Genomic DNA, 13,478 nt, shown 5'->3' with positions numbered 1-13,478 from the left:
TCAAAACCCACCACCCGTTCACCCCGCCCCACAGCCCACTGTCCCCGACCCCGTAAAACAACCCCCCCTGGGCGGCCGCCTTCCCCGCCCCCCCCCCCTAACCCCCCTCGATTCCGTCGCCGTCGGGCAGCCTGCGGTCCAGCAGTACGACGTCCGGCCGCTGCCGCGCCGTCGCGGGGATGCCTTCGGCGAGGGAATGCGCGCAGCCCACCAGTTCGATTTCGGGATACGCCTCGAACGCCGCCATGAGCGCTTCGGCGACCATCGCGTGATCCTCGACCAGGAGCACCCGGGTGGGCGTCCCGCCCCGGGAAGCACGCGCCGCGCCCGGCGTGTCCGGCATCCACCCACCTCCGCGTCGTCGCGGCGTCGGCGGCCGCCGGGGTCATTGTGGCCCACGCGCACCGGCCGACGCGTCCGCCGACCGGTGCGCGTTTTCCACCCTTTGCCAAGGTCATCCACATTTCGGACCGCATGCGTCCGTTCGGCGGCTGAACGCGGGGCGAGGCCGGGAATAGGATGCGGGGTGTAGCCGGTCGGCTCCGCCTCGTGGCACCAGGCGAGCCGGCTGTCGCCGTTCTGGACCCCGACGGTCGATCAATCCGTCCCGGGTGGGGAACAGGAGGCGACGGGCATCATGGGTGTACGCATTCAGTTCGCGACGCTGTCGGACGAACGGCGCCGCGGTCGCCCGGCACAGATCATGAGCCGCGCCGTCGGTGGCCGATCCGATCCGGCGCGCCGTCAGAGCGCCGATGCCGGTGCCGGCCGCCACGGAGAATCCGATCCGCACGGACGAGGTTCCCATGCCTGACCACGACGTCCTGGAACGACCCACGACACATCCGCCGGCCGACGAGCAGGGCCTCGGCACGGCACTGCTGCTCGGCGGTCTGCTGGCCGCGGTCGAGATCGCCGAAACCGCCGCGGGGCTGGTGCTCTCGGCGGGTGGTCTCGTCGACACCGGCTATCCGATCCCCGAGGACCCGCCCGGGCCCCCGCGCGGCGAATAATCCCGCCCCGCCGCCGACGGTGGCATTCCCTACCGGGCACTTCCGGCCACCAGGTTCGACTCGACGGGCACATCTGACCCACCAGTTATTCGACCGCCAGTACCGTAACCGGCTGAGTCGTCGTAGATATCAGCAGTTCGTACGAAGGACGGTCAGGTGATTTGCTGGGATCGCTGCGGGGACGTCATCGTCGGAGTTCTCACTCCACGGCAGATCCGTTGGCTGAGAAAACATCTGAACGACTATCACCGCCGGGTCGCCCGTGCACTCGAAGACGACGTTTACGACCCTGTTGTCTCCGCCATCCTCGAAGCCCGGCGAGCCGGCGATCAGCGTGAGGTGCGCGCGTGCCTCGTGGATACACTTCTCGCGGTCACGGCATCGCTTGAATCACTGCCCAGCCAGGGCGGCGTGGTCGAACCGGAGGATGACGAGGCCCGCTGGCGCTGGGTATGGGCACTACACGAGTTACGCATGGCGTTGACAGTCCGGCTCGGCAGGAAAATTCATTCGGACGCATCGGCCAAATTGATGAACCGTCAGTCCATCGCGAAGCGCCGGTCTCGGACCAAAAATCGAGGGATGAGGACCTTGACCGCCTGATCGAGGAGATGGACGACCTGATGCCTCAGGATGAAAAGGAGGTGAAGGCCTTCGTTCTGGGTTATGTGCAGAAAGGGGCCAATAAAGCGGCAGGCCGCGGGCGGCTCCCCCGCGGCCGTCGTAGCCGGCCCACGTCGTGTCACGACGGCGTTGGTCAAGGGGAACAGCGCACTCTCCGCGCACTCGTGGAGGATTAACGGAAAGCGCATCAAGTCTGGCAATCGTGAGCCACCGTGGCCCAACCTGCCCGAAAAGGTAACCGGACGGACAAATCGGGTCCGCCATTCTGGTGAATCCCCTGCGGCCGTTGTATCAGCGGCCCGCTGGAGCGCGCTCCTGAAAAGAGGTAGCGCGGAGTCCAGTGCGGGGAGGTCGCGATGCCGTCCACGATGACGTCCGCCGCGCGGACCCGGCGGATACGGGCCGTCCGGCCGGGTTTCGTGTCCTTCCTCATCCCGTTCGCCGTGCTCGCCGCCATTCTCGTGGCCGCGCCGCCTGGTGCCGGAGGCTCCGGGCCGCTCGCCTGGTACACCACCATCGTCTGGTCGCTGCCGACCGCGGTCACGCTCCGCGGGCTTTCCGGCGGCCTCCTGACGCGGCGGCGCACCGCCGCCGAGCCATTGCCCGGCCCCGTCCCGCATCGGCTGATCGTGGTGATCCCGACGATCGGCCGATGTGACGTCCTCCCCGCGCTCGAACGCGTGGTCGCGTCGTGCTGCGAACATCTGCCCGCGGCGTTCACGGACGTGCGGGTCGACGTCGTCGTGGAGGAGGGCTGCGCCGCGCGGCGGGCGATCACCCTGCTCTCCGGACGGTATCCCCTGGTCCGGATCGTCGAAATCCCCGCCGACTTCCGCACCGCGCGGGGCACGCGCTTCAAGGCCCGCGCCAACCACTTCGCGAACCTGGTGCGGACCACCTGCGGCGAGGCCCGCGACGACGTCTGGGTACTGCACATGGACGACGACACCGGGGTCGGCGAGGACACCGCCGCCGACGTGGCCAGGTTCGTCCACGAGCAGCACGCGGCCGGGGAGTCCGGGCTGCACCTGGCGCAGGGCGTGCTGGCCTACCCCCGCGAACACGCGAAGAACCGGTCGGTGTGGCTCGCCGACGCGGTCCGGCCCGGCTGCGACGTCAGCCTGTTCGCGGCGGGCACCGGACGCGGGACGCCGCGCACCGGGCTGCACGGCGAGCTGCTGCTGGTCCGCGCCTCGGTCGAAGCGGCCATCGGCTGGGACTTCGGCCCGTCCTCGACGGTCGAGGACGCCGAGTTCGCCCTGCGTTTCAGCGCGCTTCACCCCGGCCGCAGCGGATGGTTCGCCGGCCGCTCCTACGGCGCGTCCCCGGCCACCGTGCGTGATTTCCTGCGGCAGCGCGAGCGCTGGGTTTCCGGGCTGCTGCGGCTGGTGGCCAACCGCGCGATCCCGGTGCGGCACCGGCTCCCGCTCCTGCACAGTGTCTCGGTGTGGCTGTGCGGTCCCGCCCAGCATCCGGTGGTGGTGCTCGCGCTGGACGCGGTGCTCGGCGGCAGGGCCGCGCCGGTCACCCCGGTGGTCGCCCCGTTGTGGGCGCTCAACGCGGCGTTCAGCTGGTGGCTCTACTGGGAGGGCTACCGGATCAACGTCCGCTCGTCCGCGGACGCCCGTCCCCGGCTCGGCGAGTCGGTGCGGTTCCTGGTCATGATCCCGTTGTTCGTGCTGTGGGAGGGCATCGGGATCGTCCGCGGCATCGTGAGCGCGCTGCGACACGAGCCCACCTTCACCGTCATCGCGAAGCCTCTCTGAGAAAGCACTGTGTGGAAAGGAAACCATGGCCATCGAAGAGCGCAGGCTGACCCTCGAGGTGACCCTGCTGGAGGACCCCGACGAGACCGAACGCGCCGAGCTGGCCGAGCGGCTGTGCGCGGAGCTCCGGGAACTCGACGTCGACAGCGCGGGGTTCGTGCCGGGCGGGCCCGCCCCGGCGGGCTCGAAGGCCGACGCGGTCACGCTGTCGACCGTGCTGCTCACCTTCGCCGCTTCCGGTGGGGTGTTCACCACCGTCATCGGCACGGTCCGGGACTGGCTGCTGCGGCAGCGACAGCCTGGTGTCGTGGTCGACATCAAGATCGACGGGGACGAGTTCCGCATCGAGGGCGCGACCTCGGACGAGCGGCAGCGGTTGCTCGAAGCTTTCGTAGCGAAGCACTCGGCCGCAGGATAAGCGACGCTTGCGAGCGAATCATGGAAATCATGCGCCAAGAAGAATCGGACACTGTCTCGCGGAGCGAGTCGATCGCATGAGTGGCGGCCGGTACGCGCTGCTGGTCGCGAGTTCGCGGTTCGAGGATCCGGGGCTCGCGCGGCTCGTCTCGCCCGCCGAAGACGTCGAGGCGCTGCGGCGGGTGCTCGGCGATCCGGCGATCGGCGGCTTCGACGTCCAAACCCGGGTGAACCGGCCCGCGCACGAGGTTTCCCGTGCGGTGGAAGCGTTCTACGCCGATCGGCAGCGCGACGACATGCTGCTGTTCTACTTCACCGGGCACGGGCTGAAGGACGATCGCGGCAGGCTGTACTTCGCCATGACCGACACCGAACGCCGTTACCTCGGCGCGACCGCGCTGGCCGCGACGTTCCTGCACGACGTCATGGAGCGCGCCCGCTCCCGCTGCGACGTCCTGATGCTCGACTGCTGCTACAGCGGCGCGTTCGCGACCAGCCGGGTGGCCAAGGGCGATCCGGCGATCCACACCTCGGAACGCTTCGCCGCGCGCGGCCGCGCGGTGCTCACGGCGTCGGACTCGATGCAGTTCTCGTTCGACGGTGACCGGAAAGACGGCGAACGGCCGCTGTCGGTGTTCACCGGGCTCGTCGTGGAAGGCCTCCGCACGGGCGCCGCGGACCGCGACGACAACGGCTATGTCGACGTCGACGAGCTCTACGACTACGTCGACGAGCGGATGCACGATATCGCGCCCGAGCAGCAGCCGGGCAAATGGCAGTGGGACGTCCAGGGCCGGATCGTCATCGCGAACAACCCGCGTTCCCCTGGCACCGCCCTCACCCCGCCGCCGACCCGGATTCCCCGTGGCACCAAGGAAAAACCCCGACTCTCCCGGCGCACCCTGCTGTTCGCCGCGGGCGGCGCCGCGGCGGTGACGGCCGGGGCGGGCGTCTGGGGTGTGACGCGGCTGCTGAGCGACGACGGCCCGCGTCCGTGGTTCTTCCAGACCGGCGGTGAGCTCTACTCCTCCCCCGCCGTCGACGGTGGCGTCGTGTTCGTCGGCAGCACGGACCGCAGCCTCTACGCGGTCGACCTCGCGACCGGAACCCAGCGCTGGCGTTACATCGCGGGCGGCCCCATCACTTCCTCACCCGCCGTCGCCAACGGTGTCGTGTACGTCGGTTGCAACGACGGCAACGTGCACGCCGTCGACGCCGCCACCGGCGGGAAACGCTGGACCTTCGCCACCGACGCGGTCATTCACTCCTCGCCCGCCTTCGCCGCGGGCACGGTCTTCGTCGGCAGCCGCGATCACAACGTCTACGCGATCGACGCGGCCACGGGCGAACAACGCTGGAAGTTCACCGGCGGCGACTGGTTCAACTCGTCGCCCACCGTGGCCGCTGCGTCCAATTCGGACAGTGGGACCGTCTACATCGGATGCCGCGACCACAACGTGTACGCACTCGACGCGGCGACCGGTACCCGCCGGTGGAACTACACGACCACGCTCACCGTCGACTGCTCGGCGGCGGTGTCCGGGACGACGGTGTGGATCGGCTCCGACGACCAGAGTCTCTACGCCCTCGACGCCCGCACCGGCAAGTGGATCTGGCAGTTCCGCGCCGAGGGCGGGATCGTGTCCAGCCCGGCGCTCGACGGCGACGTCGTCTACGTCGGCAGCGACGACAAGCACCTGTACGCCGTCTCGGCTTCGACCGGCCGCCCGAACTGGCGTTACCCGACAGGCAACGGCATCCGCTCCTCCCCCGCCGTCGAGGGCGAGACGGTCTACGTCGGCAGCCGGGACCGCGGCCTCCACGCCGTCGACACGATGACCGGCCAGGCGCGCTGGACGTACCTGACCCGGGGACCGATCGACGACTCCTCACCCGTGCTGGCCTCGGGCTACGTCCTCGTCGGCAGTCTCGATCACCGCCTGTACGCCGTCCGCGCCACCGACGGCGCCGGACCGTGACGTGGTCACGATGTGCGGGTCAGCGCCGCCGGGGAATCCGCGTCCGGGACGAGGACCGACGGACTGCCGGTGCCGTCGGCGGGAACCGTCCAGACGTCGGAGTGGTCCGGTCCGCGAGGCAGGCCGTAGGCGAGGGTGCGGTCGTCCACCCACGCGGCCTGATCGTCGACGGACCGGGTCTCCGCGAGCGGCGTCACGCGGCCGGTGGCCAGGTCGAGCACCGACAGCCGCCACCCGTGATCGGGATCGCCGTCCCGGGCGGCCTTGAACGCGACGCGGCCGCCGTCCGGGGACAGCGACGGGCATTCCACGTTGTCGCGGACCGTTTCCAGGCGGCGGGTACCGAGATCGCCGAGCATCAGGTAACGGTGCGTGCCGGTACTCATGGTGACGTAGAAGTGCCGGTCGTCGGCGGCGAAGGTGACGCCCCAGAAGTTGAGGTCCGCGGCCGCGTACGGTTTGCCGGCCACGGTGACCGCCCAGTCCTCCAGCGTCGGCACCAGCTCCTGCGTCCTGGTGTCCAGGATGCCGACCCGGGTGGAGAACCGCCCGCCGTTGTACGAATCGCCGGTCACGAACACCGTCCACGCCACCAGCCTGCCGGTCGGCGACACCCTGGCCCGGTTCGGGATGCCCGCCAGCGGGATCTCCCGGCGTACCGCGAGGTGTTCGTCCAGCACCGCGACCTGGTACGTGGTGAGATCGCCGTCCTGGCGCAGGCACACCCCGGTGCCACCGGCCGCGTACAACCGCTGGCACCCCACCGGCGACACCGAGCGCAGGGGACCGCTCACGCCGATCAGCCTGCCGCGACTGTCGTCAGCGGTACTGCGGGCCACCAGACCCGGTCCGGGCGCGATCGACACCTGCGACGCCTCCGCCGTGGCGGTTTTGCCCGGCCGGGCAGCGAGCACGGCGAACGCGGCGAGCAGGATCAGCGCGGTGCAACCGGAAACGGCGACGACGATCCGGGTGCGTGGCCTCATCGCGTCTCCTTTCCGCGCTGCCCCGGTAACAACACCCAGGTCAGGCCGAGCGCTCCGATCGCGGCGACGAGCGCCAGGCCGGTGGGCGCGGCGCTACCCCAGCCCACCCAGGCGAGTCCGAACGCGACGGACGAGACGAAGTACGCCAACGCCTGAACGGTTTGCACGCAAGCCAGCCCGGTGGTGCGCAGCCCGTCCGGGAAGCACGGGCCCGCCAGTGCCATCAGCACCCCGTCCGTCGCGGCGTAGAACGTCCCGTAAAGCAGCAGAATCACGGCGGTACCGGGAATTCCCGGCAGGCCGAGCGTGAGCAGGAGGTAGACGGCGGCCAGCGCGGCATAGCCGCACCGCAGCATGAAGCGGCGGCCGAAGCGGTCGGCCAGCACGCCGAACGGACCGGCCAGCCCGAGGTAGACGATATTGGTGCCAATGGCCAGCACCGGGAACCAGCCGGTCGCGATGTCGTGCTGCCGCAGCAGGGCCAGGTAGACGAACCCGTCGCCGATGGTGCTCAGCCCGAGGACCGCCGCCGCGCCGAGCAGCCGCCTGACCCGGCCGTCGCGCAGTAAGGCGGCGGCCTGTCCGAGCGTCACCCTGGCCGCGCCCGGGGCGGGCGAAGTGCGGTCTCTGGCGAACAACACCAGCACCAGCACCCCGGCGAGCGCGACGCAGAAACTGACGACGAACAACGCGCTGAACGCGTCCGGGGTGGCACCGCCGACGACGGCCAGCACCCCGAGCGCGACCAGCGGACCGGCGAAGGCTCCCGCGCTGTCCAGCGCGCGATGCACGCCGAACGCACGGCCCAGCACGGGTTCCGGGACCGACAGGCTGATCAGCGCGTCCCTCGGCGCGGTCCGCAGCCCCTTGCCCGCGCGGTCCGCGACGAGAACGGCGCCGATCATCGGGGCACCGGTGACCCCGGCCAGCGCGAGCTTCGCCAGCGCCGAGATCCCATACCCCACGCCGGCCACCGTCTTGCGCCGCCGGAACCGGTCCGCGACGTAGCCGCCCACCAACCGCAGCAGCGCGGTCGCACCGGTGTACAACCCGTCCAGCACGCCGAAGGCGACGGGGCTCAGATGCAGCGTCAGCACGAAATACAGCGGCAGGACCGCGGTCACCATCTCCGACGAGATGTCCGTGAGCAGGCTGACCGTGCCGAGGACGAACACGGTCTGCCCGACGGCCCGGAGTCCGGGCCGTCGGACAGACCGGTCGCCGCGCCGGGCCCTCCTGTCTATTGTGGACAGATACACGGTCAGCGGCCGCCCGTGGTGGTGGCCCAGGCGTCGGTGATCGGCTGTTTGCCCGAAGCCTTGCCCAGTGCGGGAAGCCCGTACATGTCTTCGAGCGTGCGCAACACGTTGTAGTGGTTGATCTGGGTGCCAGACCGGTAACCGGCCTTCACGTGGTCGCCGACGAACAGCGTGCAGATCTGGTTGACCGACGTGAAGTTGTCCTCGTCGAACGTGGCGATCAGCAGGCTGTTGTGCGTCTTGGCCCACTGCGCGTAGCCGTCGAGGTGGGACTTCAGCCAGGAGTCACCCGTCTTGATCGAGCAGTCGTGCATGTCGTCGCACATGTCGGGAATGACGAACGAAACCGTCGGCAGCTTGCTGTAGTCGCTCGGGAAAGCCGAGTACGGCACGTTGTACTCGGCCCCCTTCACGGTCGGGAAGTCCACCCACGGCGCGTGTTTGCGGACGTAACGGCCCGAACTGCAGCCGGTGTAGCCCGCTTTGGGCAGCCCCTCGGAGTACCCCTTGAACGTCTTGCCCGCCTTCAGCAGTTGCTGGCCCAGGTTGTCGGCCTGGGAGTCCACCGGGCAGCTGTCCCCGGTGACGCCCTGCTGCGAACCGGAGAACAGCGCGAGGTAGTTCGGCTGGCTGGGGTGGGTCACGCCGAAGGCGTTGGTGAACAATGTCCCCTGCGCGGCAAGCGACTTGATGTAGGACGCGGATCCGTTGTCCCCGGCGATGTCCGAGTAGTTCTTGTTCTCGAACAACGCGATCACCACGTGATCGAACCGAGGAAGCGCGGCAGTGGTGCGGGCGGCCGAGCCCGCCGGTTCACCGGATGCGGCGGCCAGGCCGAGCAGCGCCAGTATCGGCACCGCGGCCAGTTTCGCGACACGGTTGAGCAGCATCACCCATCTCCTTTTCGCGTGCTGGATCGACCACTGTGGACGGAATCGCCGGGGGAAGCGGGTCCGAGCGTAGAAAGCGCGAGCCCGCGGCAGTACCTACGTTCGTTGTTAACCGAATAGACGGCTTCGCGAGAATCAGCCACTTGGCGGTCGCCGGACTCGCATGTGGACCGCACCATGACGCCATGTCGCTGCCGGACCAGGTGCGCACGGCGCTGAACGACGGGCCGTTCGGCCACGCGTTCGCGTGCGCGGCCGCGCACCGGGGCCTGAGCCTGCGGCAGCTGCGGCACCGGCTGGCGGCACGGGACGTCGCGCTGAGCGCGGTGACGCTGAGCTATTGGCAGACGGGGCGGAGCCTGCCCGAACGCGAGGAATCGTTGCACGCGGTCACGGTTCTCGAGGAAATCCTCGAACTACCCAAAGGCGCGTTGCTCGCCTGCCTCGGCGCGAAACGCCCCCGCGGCCGCGGGGTGCCGTCGTGCCGGGGCGCCCGGCGCCTGCACCGGGCCTGGGACTACCCCGCCTTCCTGCCGCCGCTGTTGCGGGAGTTCGACAGCGCGGCCCTCGACTCCGTGTACCGGGTCGGACTGCACGACACGGTGTATCTCGACGCGGACCGCCGGCTCAGCCGGATCGTCGTACGCATGCTCGTCGAGGCCCGCCGTGACGCCGCGAAGACCGTGCTGACGACCAGTCGCAGCGGACGCGGTCTCGAACCACCGTCCGTCCTCCTGGCACGGCGCTGCCGGGTCGCCACCGCGAAAGCACTGCCCGAAGAGGGATTCGCGCTCACCGAACTGGCGTTCGACCGGGCACTGGACGTCGGCGGACGCGCCGTCGTCGAGTACACAGAGGACTATTCCTCGCGCGCCGTCGCGACCCATCACCACCGCCGGATCGCCGAGCGGATCCGGGACTACCGGGTGTCGGTCGTGTTCCACCGCGACGCGCCGCCCCGATCCTGCGCCACCTGGCGGACCCGGTTCCCGGACGGCCGCCGCCTCGGCCTGGCCCCGGTGCCGGTGGGCGAGGACGCCACCGTGGTGGTCCTGGCGGGCGCGGTGGCCCCCGGGATCCACGGCCTGTCCTGGGCCTGGGAGTGACCGGCCGGGCGTTGATCAAGGTGGACAGCGCGTTCTCAGCGGCCTCATGGGGGATTCACAGAAAGCGCGGCGAACCTGGCAGTCGTGAGCCAGAACGACAGCGAAAGCGGACTTCTCGCGACGATCATCAGGAAACGGGCGAGTGACGCGGGGGAACGCGTCTACCTCGAAGAGGCGCCCGGGCCGGACCGGATCACCTACCGCCGGCTCGCCGACGACGTGGCGGGCTGGCTGACCGCGCTGACCTCGGCCGGCGCGCCCGCCGGGGCGCGGGTGCTGATCGACGTCGCCGATCCGCTGGCGTTCGGCCCGGCGTTCCTCGGCGTGCTCGCCGCCGGGCGGTGCGCGGTGCCCGCCGATCCGGCGGCGTCGCTCGACGAACTGACCGAAAGCGCCGCGCTGGCCGATGCGTTCGCGATCATCAGCGACCGGCCGAACCACGGCGCGAATCTCGGTCTCCGGGTACTCGAACCAGGTCTCCCCGGCACCGCGCGGCCCACCGGTCCCGGCTCGGTGCTGACGCGGGCGGAGCCCGGCGGCGTCGAACTCACCGAGCACCGGCTCCTCCATGCCGCCGCGGCCGCCGCCCGCGAGTTGTCCGGCGACGACCGCGGCTACGGCACCGTGCCGCTGTTCCAGCTCGACGCCCAGGTCACCGGCCTGCTCGCCACGCTCATTGCCGGGGCGACGCTGGTCGTCGGTGCGGCCGTCCCGCCCACCGGGTTCTGGACGCTGGTCCGCCAGCGGCGCATCACCTGGATCGAAACGGCGCCGTCGGCACCGCTCTCGGACGTGGTGAACACCGGCCTCGAACGGGCTATCCGGTGACCACCCTCGAAGCGCCGCGGAAGGCGCCTGCCCGTATCCCGGCGGCGCGGTCGTCGGCGCCCTACCTGCACCAGATCGACCTGTTCCGGCTGATCACCTTCGCCTGCGTGATCCTGATCCATGTCGTCGCCGCCACCAACTACCCGCAGGACGTCCCGGCGAACGCCGTCGAATCGCTGCTGCACTTCACCCGCGAGGCGTTCTTCGCGCTGACCGGGTTCGTGCTGGTCTACCAGTACCGCGACCGGCCGCTGCGGGCCACCGGGTTCTGGCGGCGGCGGTTCCCGCTGGTCGCGGTGCCCTACGTCGTGTGGTCGGTGTTCTTCTGGGGCTACTCGCTCGTCACCACCGGCGAGCCCGCCGGCTCGCTCAGCACGAAGCTGGCCGCGCTCGGCCGGGAACTGATCGAGGGCAGCGCCTGGTACCACCTGTACTTCCTGCTCGTCACGATGCAGGTGTACCTGCTCTTCCCGCTGCTGCTGAAGATGCTGCGCGCGACGCGGGGAAGGCACCGGTACGTGCTCCTGGTCAGCGGCGCGCTCCAGGTGTGCGTGGTGCTGTTCATGACCTACCCGCCCGAGGGCGTCACCTACGACACGATCAGCCACCTGTTCGCGACGATCCTGCCGTACCAGTTCTTCACCGTGCTCGGCGCCGTGGTCGCGATGCACTTCGAGGCCGTGCACGCCTGGGTGTCCGGCCACCGGGCCTTCCTCGCCACCGCGCTGATCGCGATCGGCATCGGCACCGAACTGGCCTACTTCCAGAACGTCCACAGTGGAACGTGGCCGCAGCTGGCGAGCGAGGTGTACCAGCCGTATCTGCTCCTCTGGTTCGTCACCGTCATCGCCGCGCTCTACGCGGTGTGCTCGTGGTGGTCCGCCCGCCGGACCGCGGAAAGCCGGGCGGCCCGGTTCATCGCGTGGGCGTCGAACCGCTCGTTCAGCATCTTCCTGGTGCACCCGCTCGCGCTGGCGCTGCTCGGCCCCGCGATCGGCCCGGTGGCGGACTGGTCCGGGGCACCGTGGACGACCGTGGTGATCTACCTCGCCACCCTCGCGCTCACCCTCGTGTTCGTCGAGATCCTGCGCCGCCTGCCGGTCAGCAAGGCCCTCACCGGACGGCCCCGCGTACGCCGCGCGCACCCGCGGCCCGTCCGGCTCGTCGTCAGCAGCGGTTCGCGGCCGCGCTGACGGCGTTCAGGCGGGACGAACCCGCCGGACCACCCGGCGGCCCCGGCTGGTCCTGCCGAACGGCTTGACCACCGACAGCACCACCATGGCCAGGATCGCGACCAGGTTCACGACCGATCCGGCGAGCAGGTGTGCCAGCGTGTCCCGATAGCCGGGAGCGGCGGACGCTCCGCCGCTCGCCGTGTACTCCACCGCCTCGGCGACCCACCCGCCCATCCAGATCGTGTCCGCGATCATCAGCGCGATCGTCAGCACGAACTTGGCGGTGACCCAGTAATGCCGGAGCAGGCCCCATTTCGTGCACAGGGACAGCACCAGGCCGGTGCCGAGGGCGACCAGCACGAGCGGGATCATCAGGTACCGGTCGAAGACCTGCGCGGTCAGGTGGTCCGTGTGACGCACCGCGTCACTGTCGGTCGTGTGCGCGATGATCTTGAGCGCCAGCTGGCTCGCCGCGACGCCGAACCAGCCCACCGAACTCGCGACGTGCGCGACGAGCCAGCACTGGCGCGCCCGCTTCCCCAAACCTCGGTCCATGGCAGAAGAGCATCGCGCCGGAGCGCCGGGGCGGCCATCCGGCACACCCCCTGGCCCGGCCTGCGGACAGCCCTACCCGGCGCTCGTCCGGTTGAGGTAGTCCGCGACCGTCCGGATCGCCGCCGGGTTGCGCGGCCCCTCCACGAGTGCCGCGTACGGCAGTGCGAGGAACCGTTTGTTCTTGATCGCGGGCACCTGGGCCAGCGGCGGGTAACTCTCCAAAAAGGACTGTTTCTGCGCGGCGGTCGGCGGGTCGTAGTCGTTGATCACGATCACGTCGGGGTTGGCCTTGACGACGGCCTCCCACGTGACAGTGGTCCAGCTGTCCTGGAGATCACCCATGACGTCGTCACCGCCCGCGCGCGTGATCACCTCGTGCGACGCGGCGAACCACCCGGCGGTGAAGGGTTTGTCGGTGCCGGAGTCGTAGAGGAAGACCTTCGGCCGGGGCCGGTCCTTCGGCACCGAGGCCTCGGCCTCACGGACGGCGCCCTGATACTCGGCGACCAACTGCTCGGCGCGAGCGGAAACCCCGAAGATCCGGCCGAGGTTGCGCAGATCGGTGTACAGCGCTTCCAGCGCGGGCATGGTGCCGCGCGAACGATCACCGATCCCGTTGCGGCACGACTCACTGAGCACATAGGACGGAATGCCGAGTTCGGCGAGGTGCTGCGGAGTCAGCCCGGTGTTCTCGCCGAACCCGTAGTTCCAGCCAGCGTAGACGAAGTCCGCGCCTGCCTGGAGCACGACCTCCTTGCTGATCGTGTCGACGCCGAGCCGTGGGGGGGGGGGGGGGTGGGGGCGCCCCCCCGGACCCCGCGAGGGAGTTTTTTTTCGCGGGGGGCGGGAGGGAAACCCCCGCGCGGGACAGCGGGCCGCG

General features: G+C 70.1%; 14 protein-coding genes. 8 read left to right on the top strand and 6 right to left on the bottom strand.

Annotation, left to right across the window (positions count from 1 at the left end; translation table 11 throughout):
* Positions 1-97: 97 nt before the first annotated feature.
* Positions 98-343: a response regulator transcription factor gene (locus ACFWY9_RS27345; protein ID WP_378340264.1), complete on the bottom strand. Its 246-nt coding sequence runs from the start codon at positions 341-343 to the stop codon at positions 98-100.
* A gap of 463 nt (positions 344-806) precedes the next feature.
* Between ACFWY9_RS27345 and ACFWY9_RS27340 the strand changes: the two genes are divergently transcribed.
* The 5 genes from ACFWY9_RS27340 (at position 807) to ACFWY9_RS27320 (ending at position 5,799) form a co-directional block, all read left to right on the top strand.
* Positions 807-1,013 (top strand): hypothetical protein, encoded by a 207-nt coding sequence (locus tag ACFWY9_RS27340; RefSeq protein WP_378340263.1) that lies wholly within the window; start codon positions 807-809, stop codon positions 1,011-1,013.
* 156 nt (positions 1,014-1,169) lie between these two features.
* Positions 1,170-1,616 (top strand): hypothetical protein, encoded by a 447-nt coding sequence (locus ACFWY9_RS27335; protein ID WP_378340262.1) that lies wholly within the window; start codon positions 1,170-1,172, stop codon positions 1,614-1,616.
* 377 nt (positions 1,617-1,993) lie between these two features.
* Positions 1,994-3,403, top strand: coding sequence for a glycosyltransferase family 2 protein (locus tag ACFWY9_RS27330; protein WP_378323935.1), 1,410 nt, complete (start codon positions 1,994-1,996; stop codon positions 3,401-3,403).
* 25 nt (positions 3,404-3,428) lie between these two features.
* Positions 3,429-3,821, top strand: a complete 393-nt coding sequence (locus ACFWY9_RS27325) for a hypothetical protein (protein ID WP_378340261.1) — start codon at positions 3,429-3,431, stop codon at positions 3,819-3,821.
* Positions 3,822-3,897: 76 nt separating this feature from the next.
* A complete protein-coding gene (locus tag ACFWY9_RS27320; RefSeq protein ID WP_378340260.1) occupies positions 3,898-5,799 on the top strand; it encodes a PQQ-binding-like beta-propeller repeat protein in 1,902 nt (633 codons plus the stop codon).
* A gap of 5 nt (positions 5,800-5,804) precedes the next feature.
* Here ACFWY9_RS27320 and ACFWY9_RS27315 read toward each other — a convergent pair whose 3' ends face one another.
* The 3 genes from ACFWY9_RS27315 to ACFWY9_RS27305 are packed head-to-tail and all read right to left on the bottom strand — an operon-like array spanning position 5,805 to position 8,934.
* On the bottom strand, positions 5,805-6,785 hold the full coding sequence (locus tag ACFWY9_RS27315; RefSeq protein WP_378340259.1) for a TolB family protein: 981 nt from the start codon (positions 6,783-6,785) through the stop codon (positions 5,805-5,807).
* On the bottom strand, positions 6,782-8,044 hold the full coding sequence (locus ACFWY9_RS27310) for an MFS transporter (RefSeq protein ID WP_378340258.1): 1,263 nt from the start codon (positions 8,042-8,044) through the stop codon (positions 6,782-6,784). The genes ACFWY9_RS27315 and ACFWY9_RS27310 overlap by 4 nt, the downstream gene beginning before the upstream one ends.
* A 2-nt stretch (positions 8,045-8,046) precedes the next feature.
* Positions 8,047-8,934, bottom strand: coding sequence for an alkaline phosphatase family protein (locus ACFWY9_RS27305; RefSeq protein ID WP_378340257.1), 888 nt, complete (start codon positions 8,932-8,934; stop codon positions 8,047-8,049).
* A gap of 185 nt (positions 8,935-9,119) precedes the next feature.
* Between ACFWY9_RS27305 and ACFWY9_RS27300 the strand changes: the two genes are divergently transcribed.
* From ACFWY9_RS27300 to ACFWY9_RS27290, 3 genes are all read left to right on the top strand, one after another.
* The gene (locus ACFWY9_RS27300) at positions 9,120-10,040 is read left to right on the top strand and encodes a hypothetical protein (RefSeq protein WP_378340256.1); all 921 of its coding nucleotides are present in this window, start codon (positions 9,120-9,122) and stop codon (positions 10,038-10,040) included.
* 84 nt (positions 10,041-10,124) lie between these two features.
* Positions 10,125-10,868, top strand: coding sequence for an AMP-binding protein (locus ACFWY9_RS27295; protein WP_378323941.1), 744 nt, complete (start codon positions 10,125-10,127; stop codon positions 10,866-10,868).
* The gene (locus ACFWY9_RS27290; RefSeq protein ID WP_378340255.1) at positions 10,865-12,061 is read left to right on the top strand and encodes an acyltransferase; all 1,197 of its coding nucleotides are present in this window, start codon (positions 10,865-10,867) and stop codon (positions 12,059-12,061) included. The genes ACFWY9_RS27295 and ACFWY9_RS27290 overlap by 4 nt, the downstream gene beginning before the upstream one ends.
* 6 nt (positions 12,062-12,067) lie before the next feature.
* On the opposite strand, the gene ACFWY9_RS27285 is transcribed toward ACFWY9_RS27290, so the two are convergent.
* On the bottom strand, positions 12,068-12,598 hold the full coding sequence (locus tag ACFWY9_RS27285; protein WP_378340254.1) for a hypothetical protein: 531 nt from the start codon (positions 12,596-12,598) through the stop codon (positions 12,068-12,070).
* 72 nt (positions 12,599-12,670) lie between these two features.
* Positions 12,671-13,345, bottom strand: coding sequence for an ABC transporter substrate-binding protein (locus tag ACFWY9_RS27280; RefSeq protein ID WP_378340253.1), 675 nt, complete (start codon positions 13,343-13,345; stop codon positions 12,671-12,673).
* Positions 13,346-13,478 lie beyond the last annotated feature (133 nt).

Source organism: Amycolatopsis sp. NPDC059027, assembly GCF_042739735.1.
Lineage (GTDB): Bacteria > Actinomycetota > Actinomycetes > Mycobacteriales > Pseudonocardiaceae > Amycolatopsis.
The sequence above is the reverse complement of the archived record's forward strand: the minus strand, read 5'-3'. Positions and strand labels throughout refer to the sequence as shown.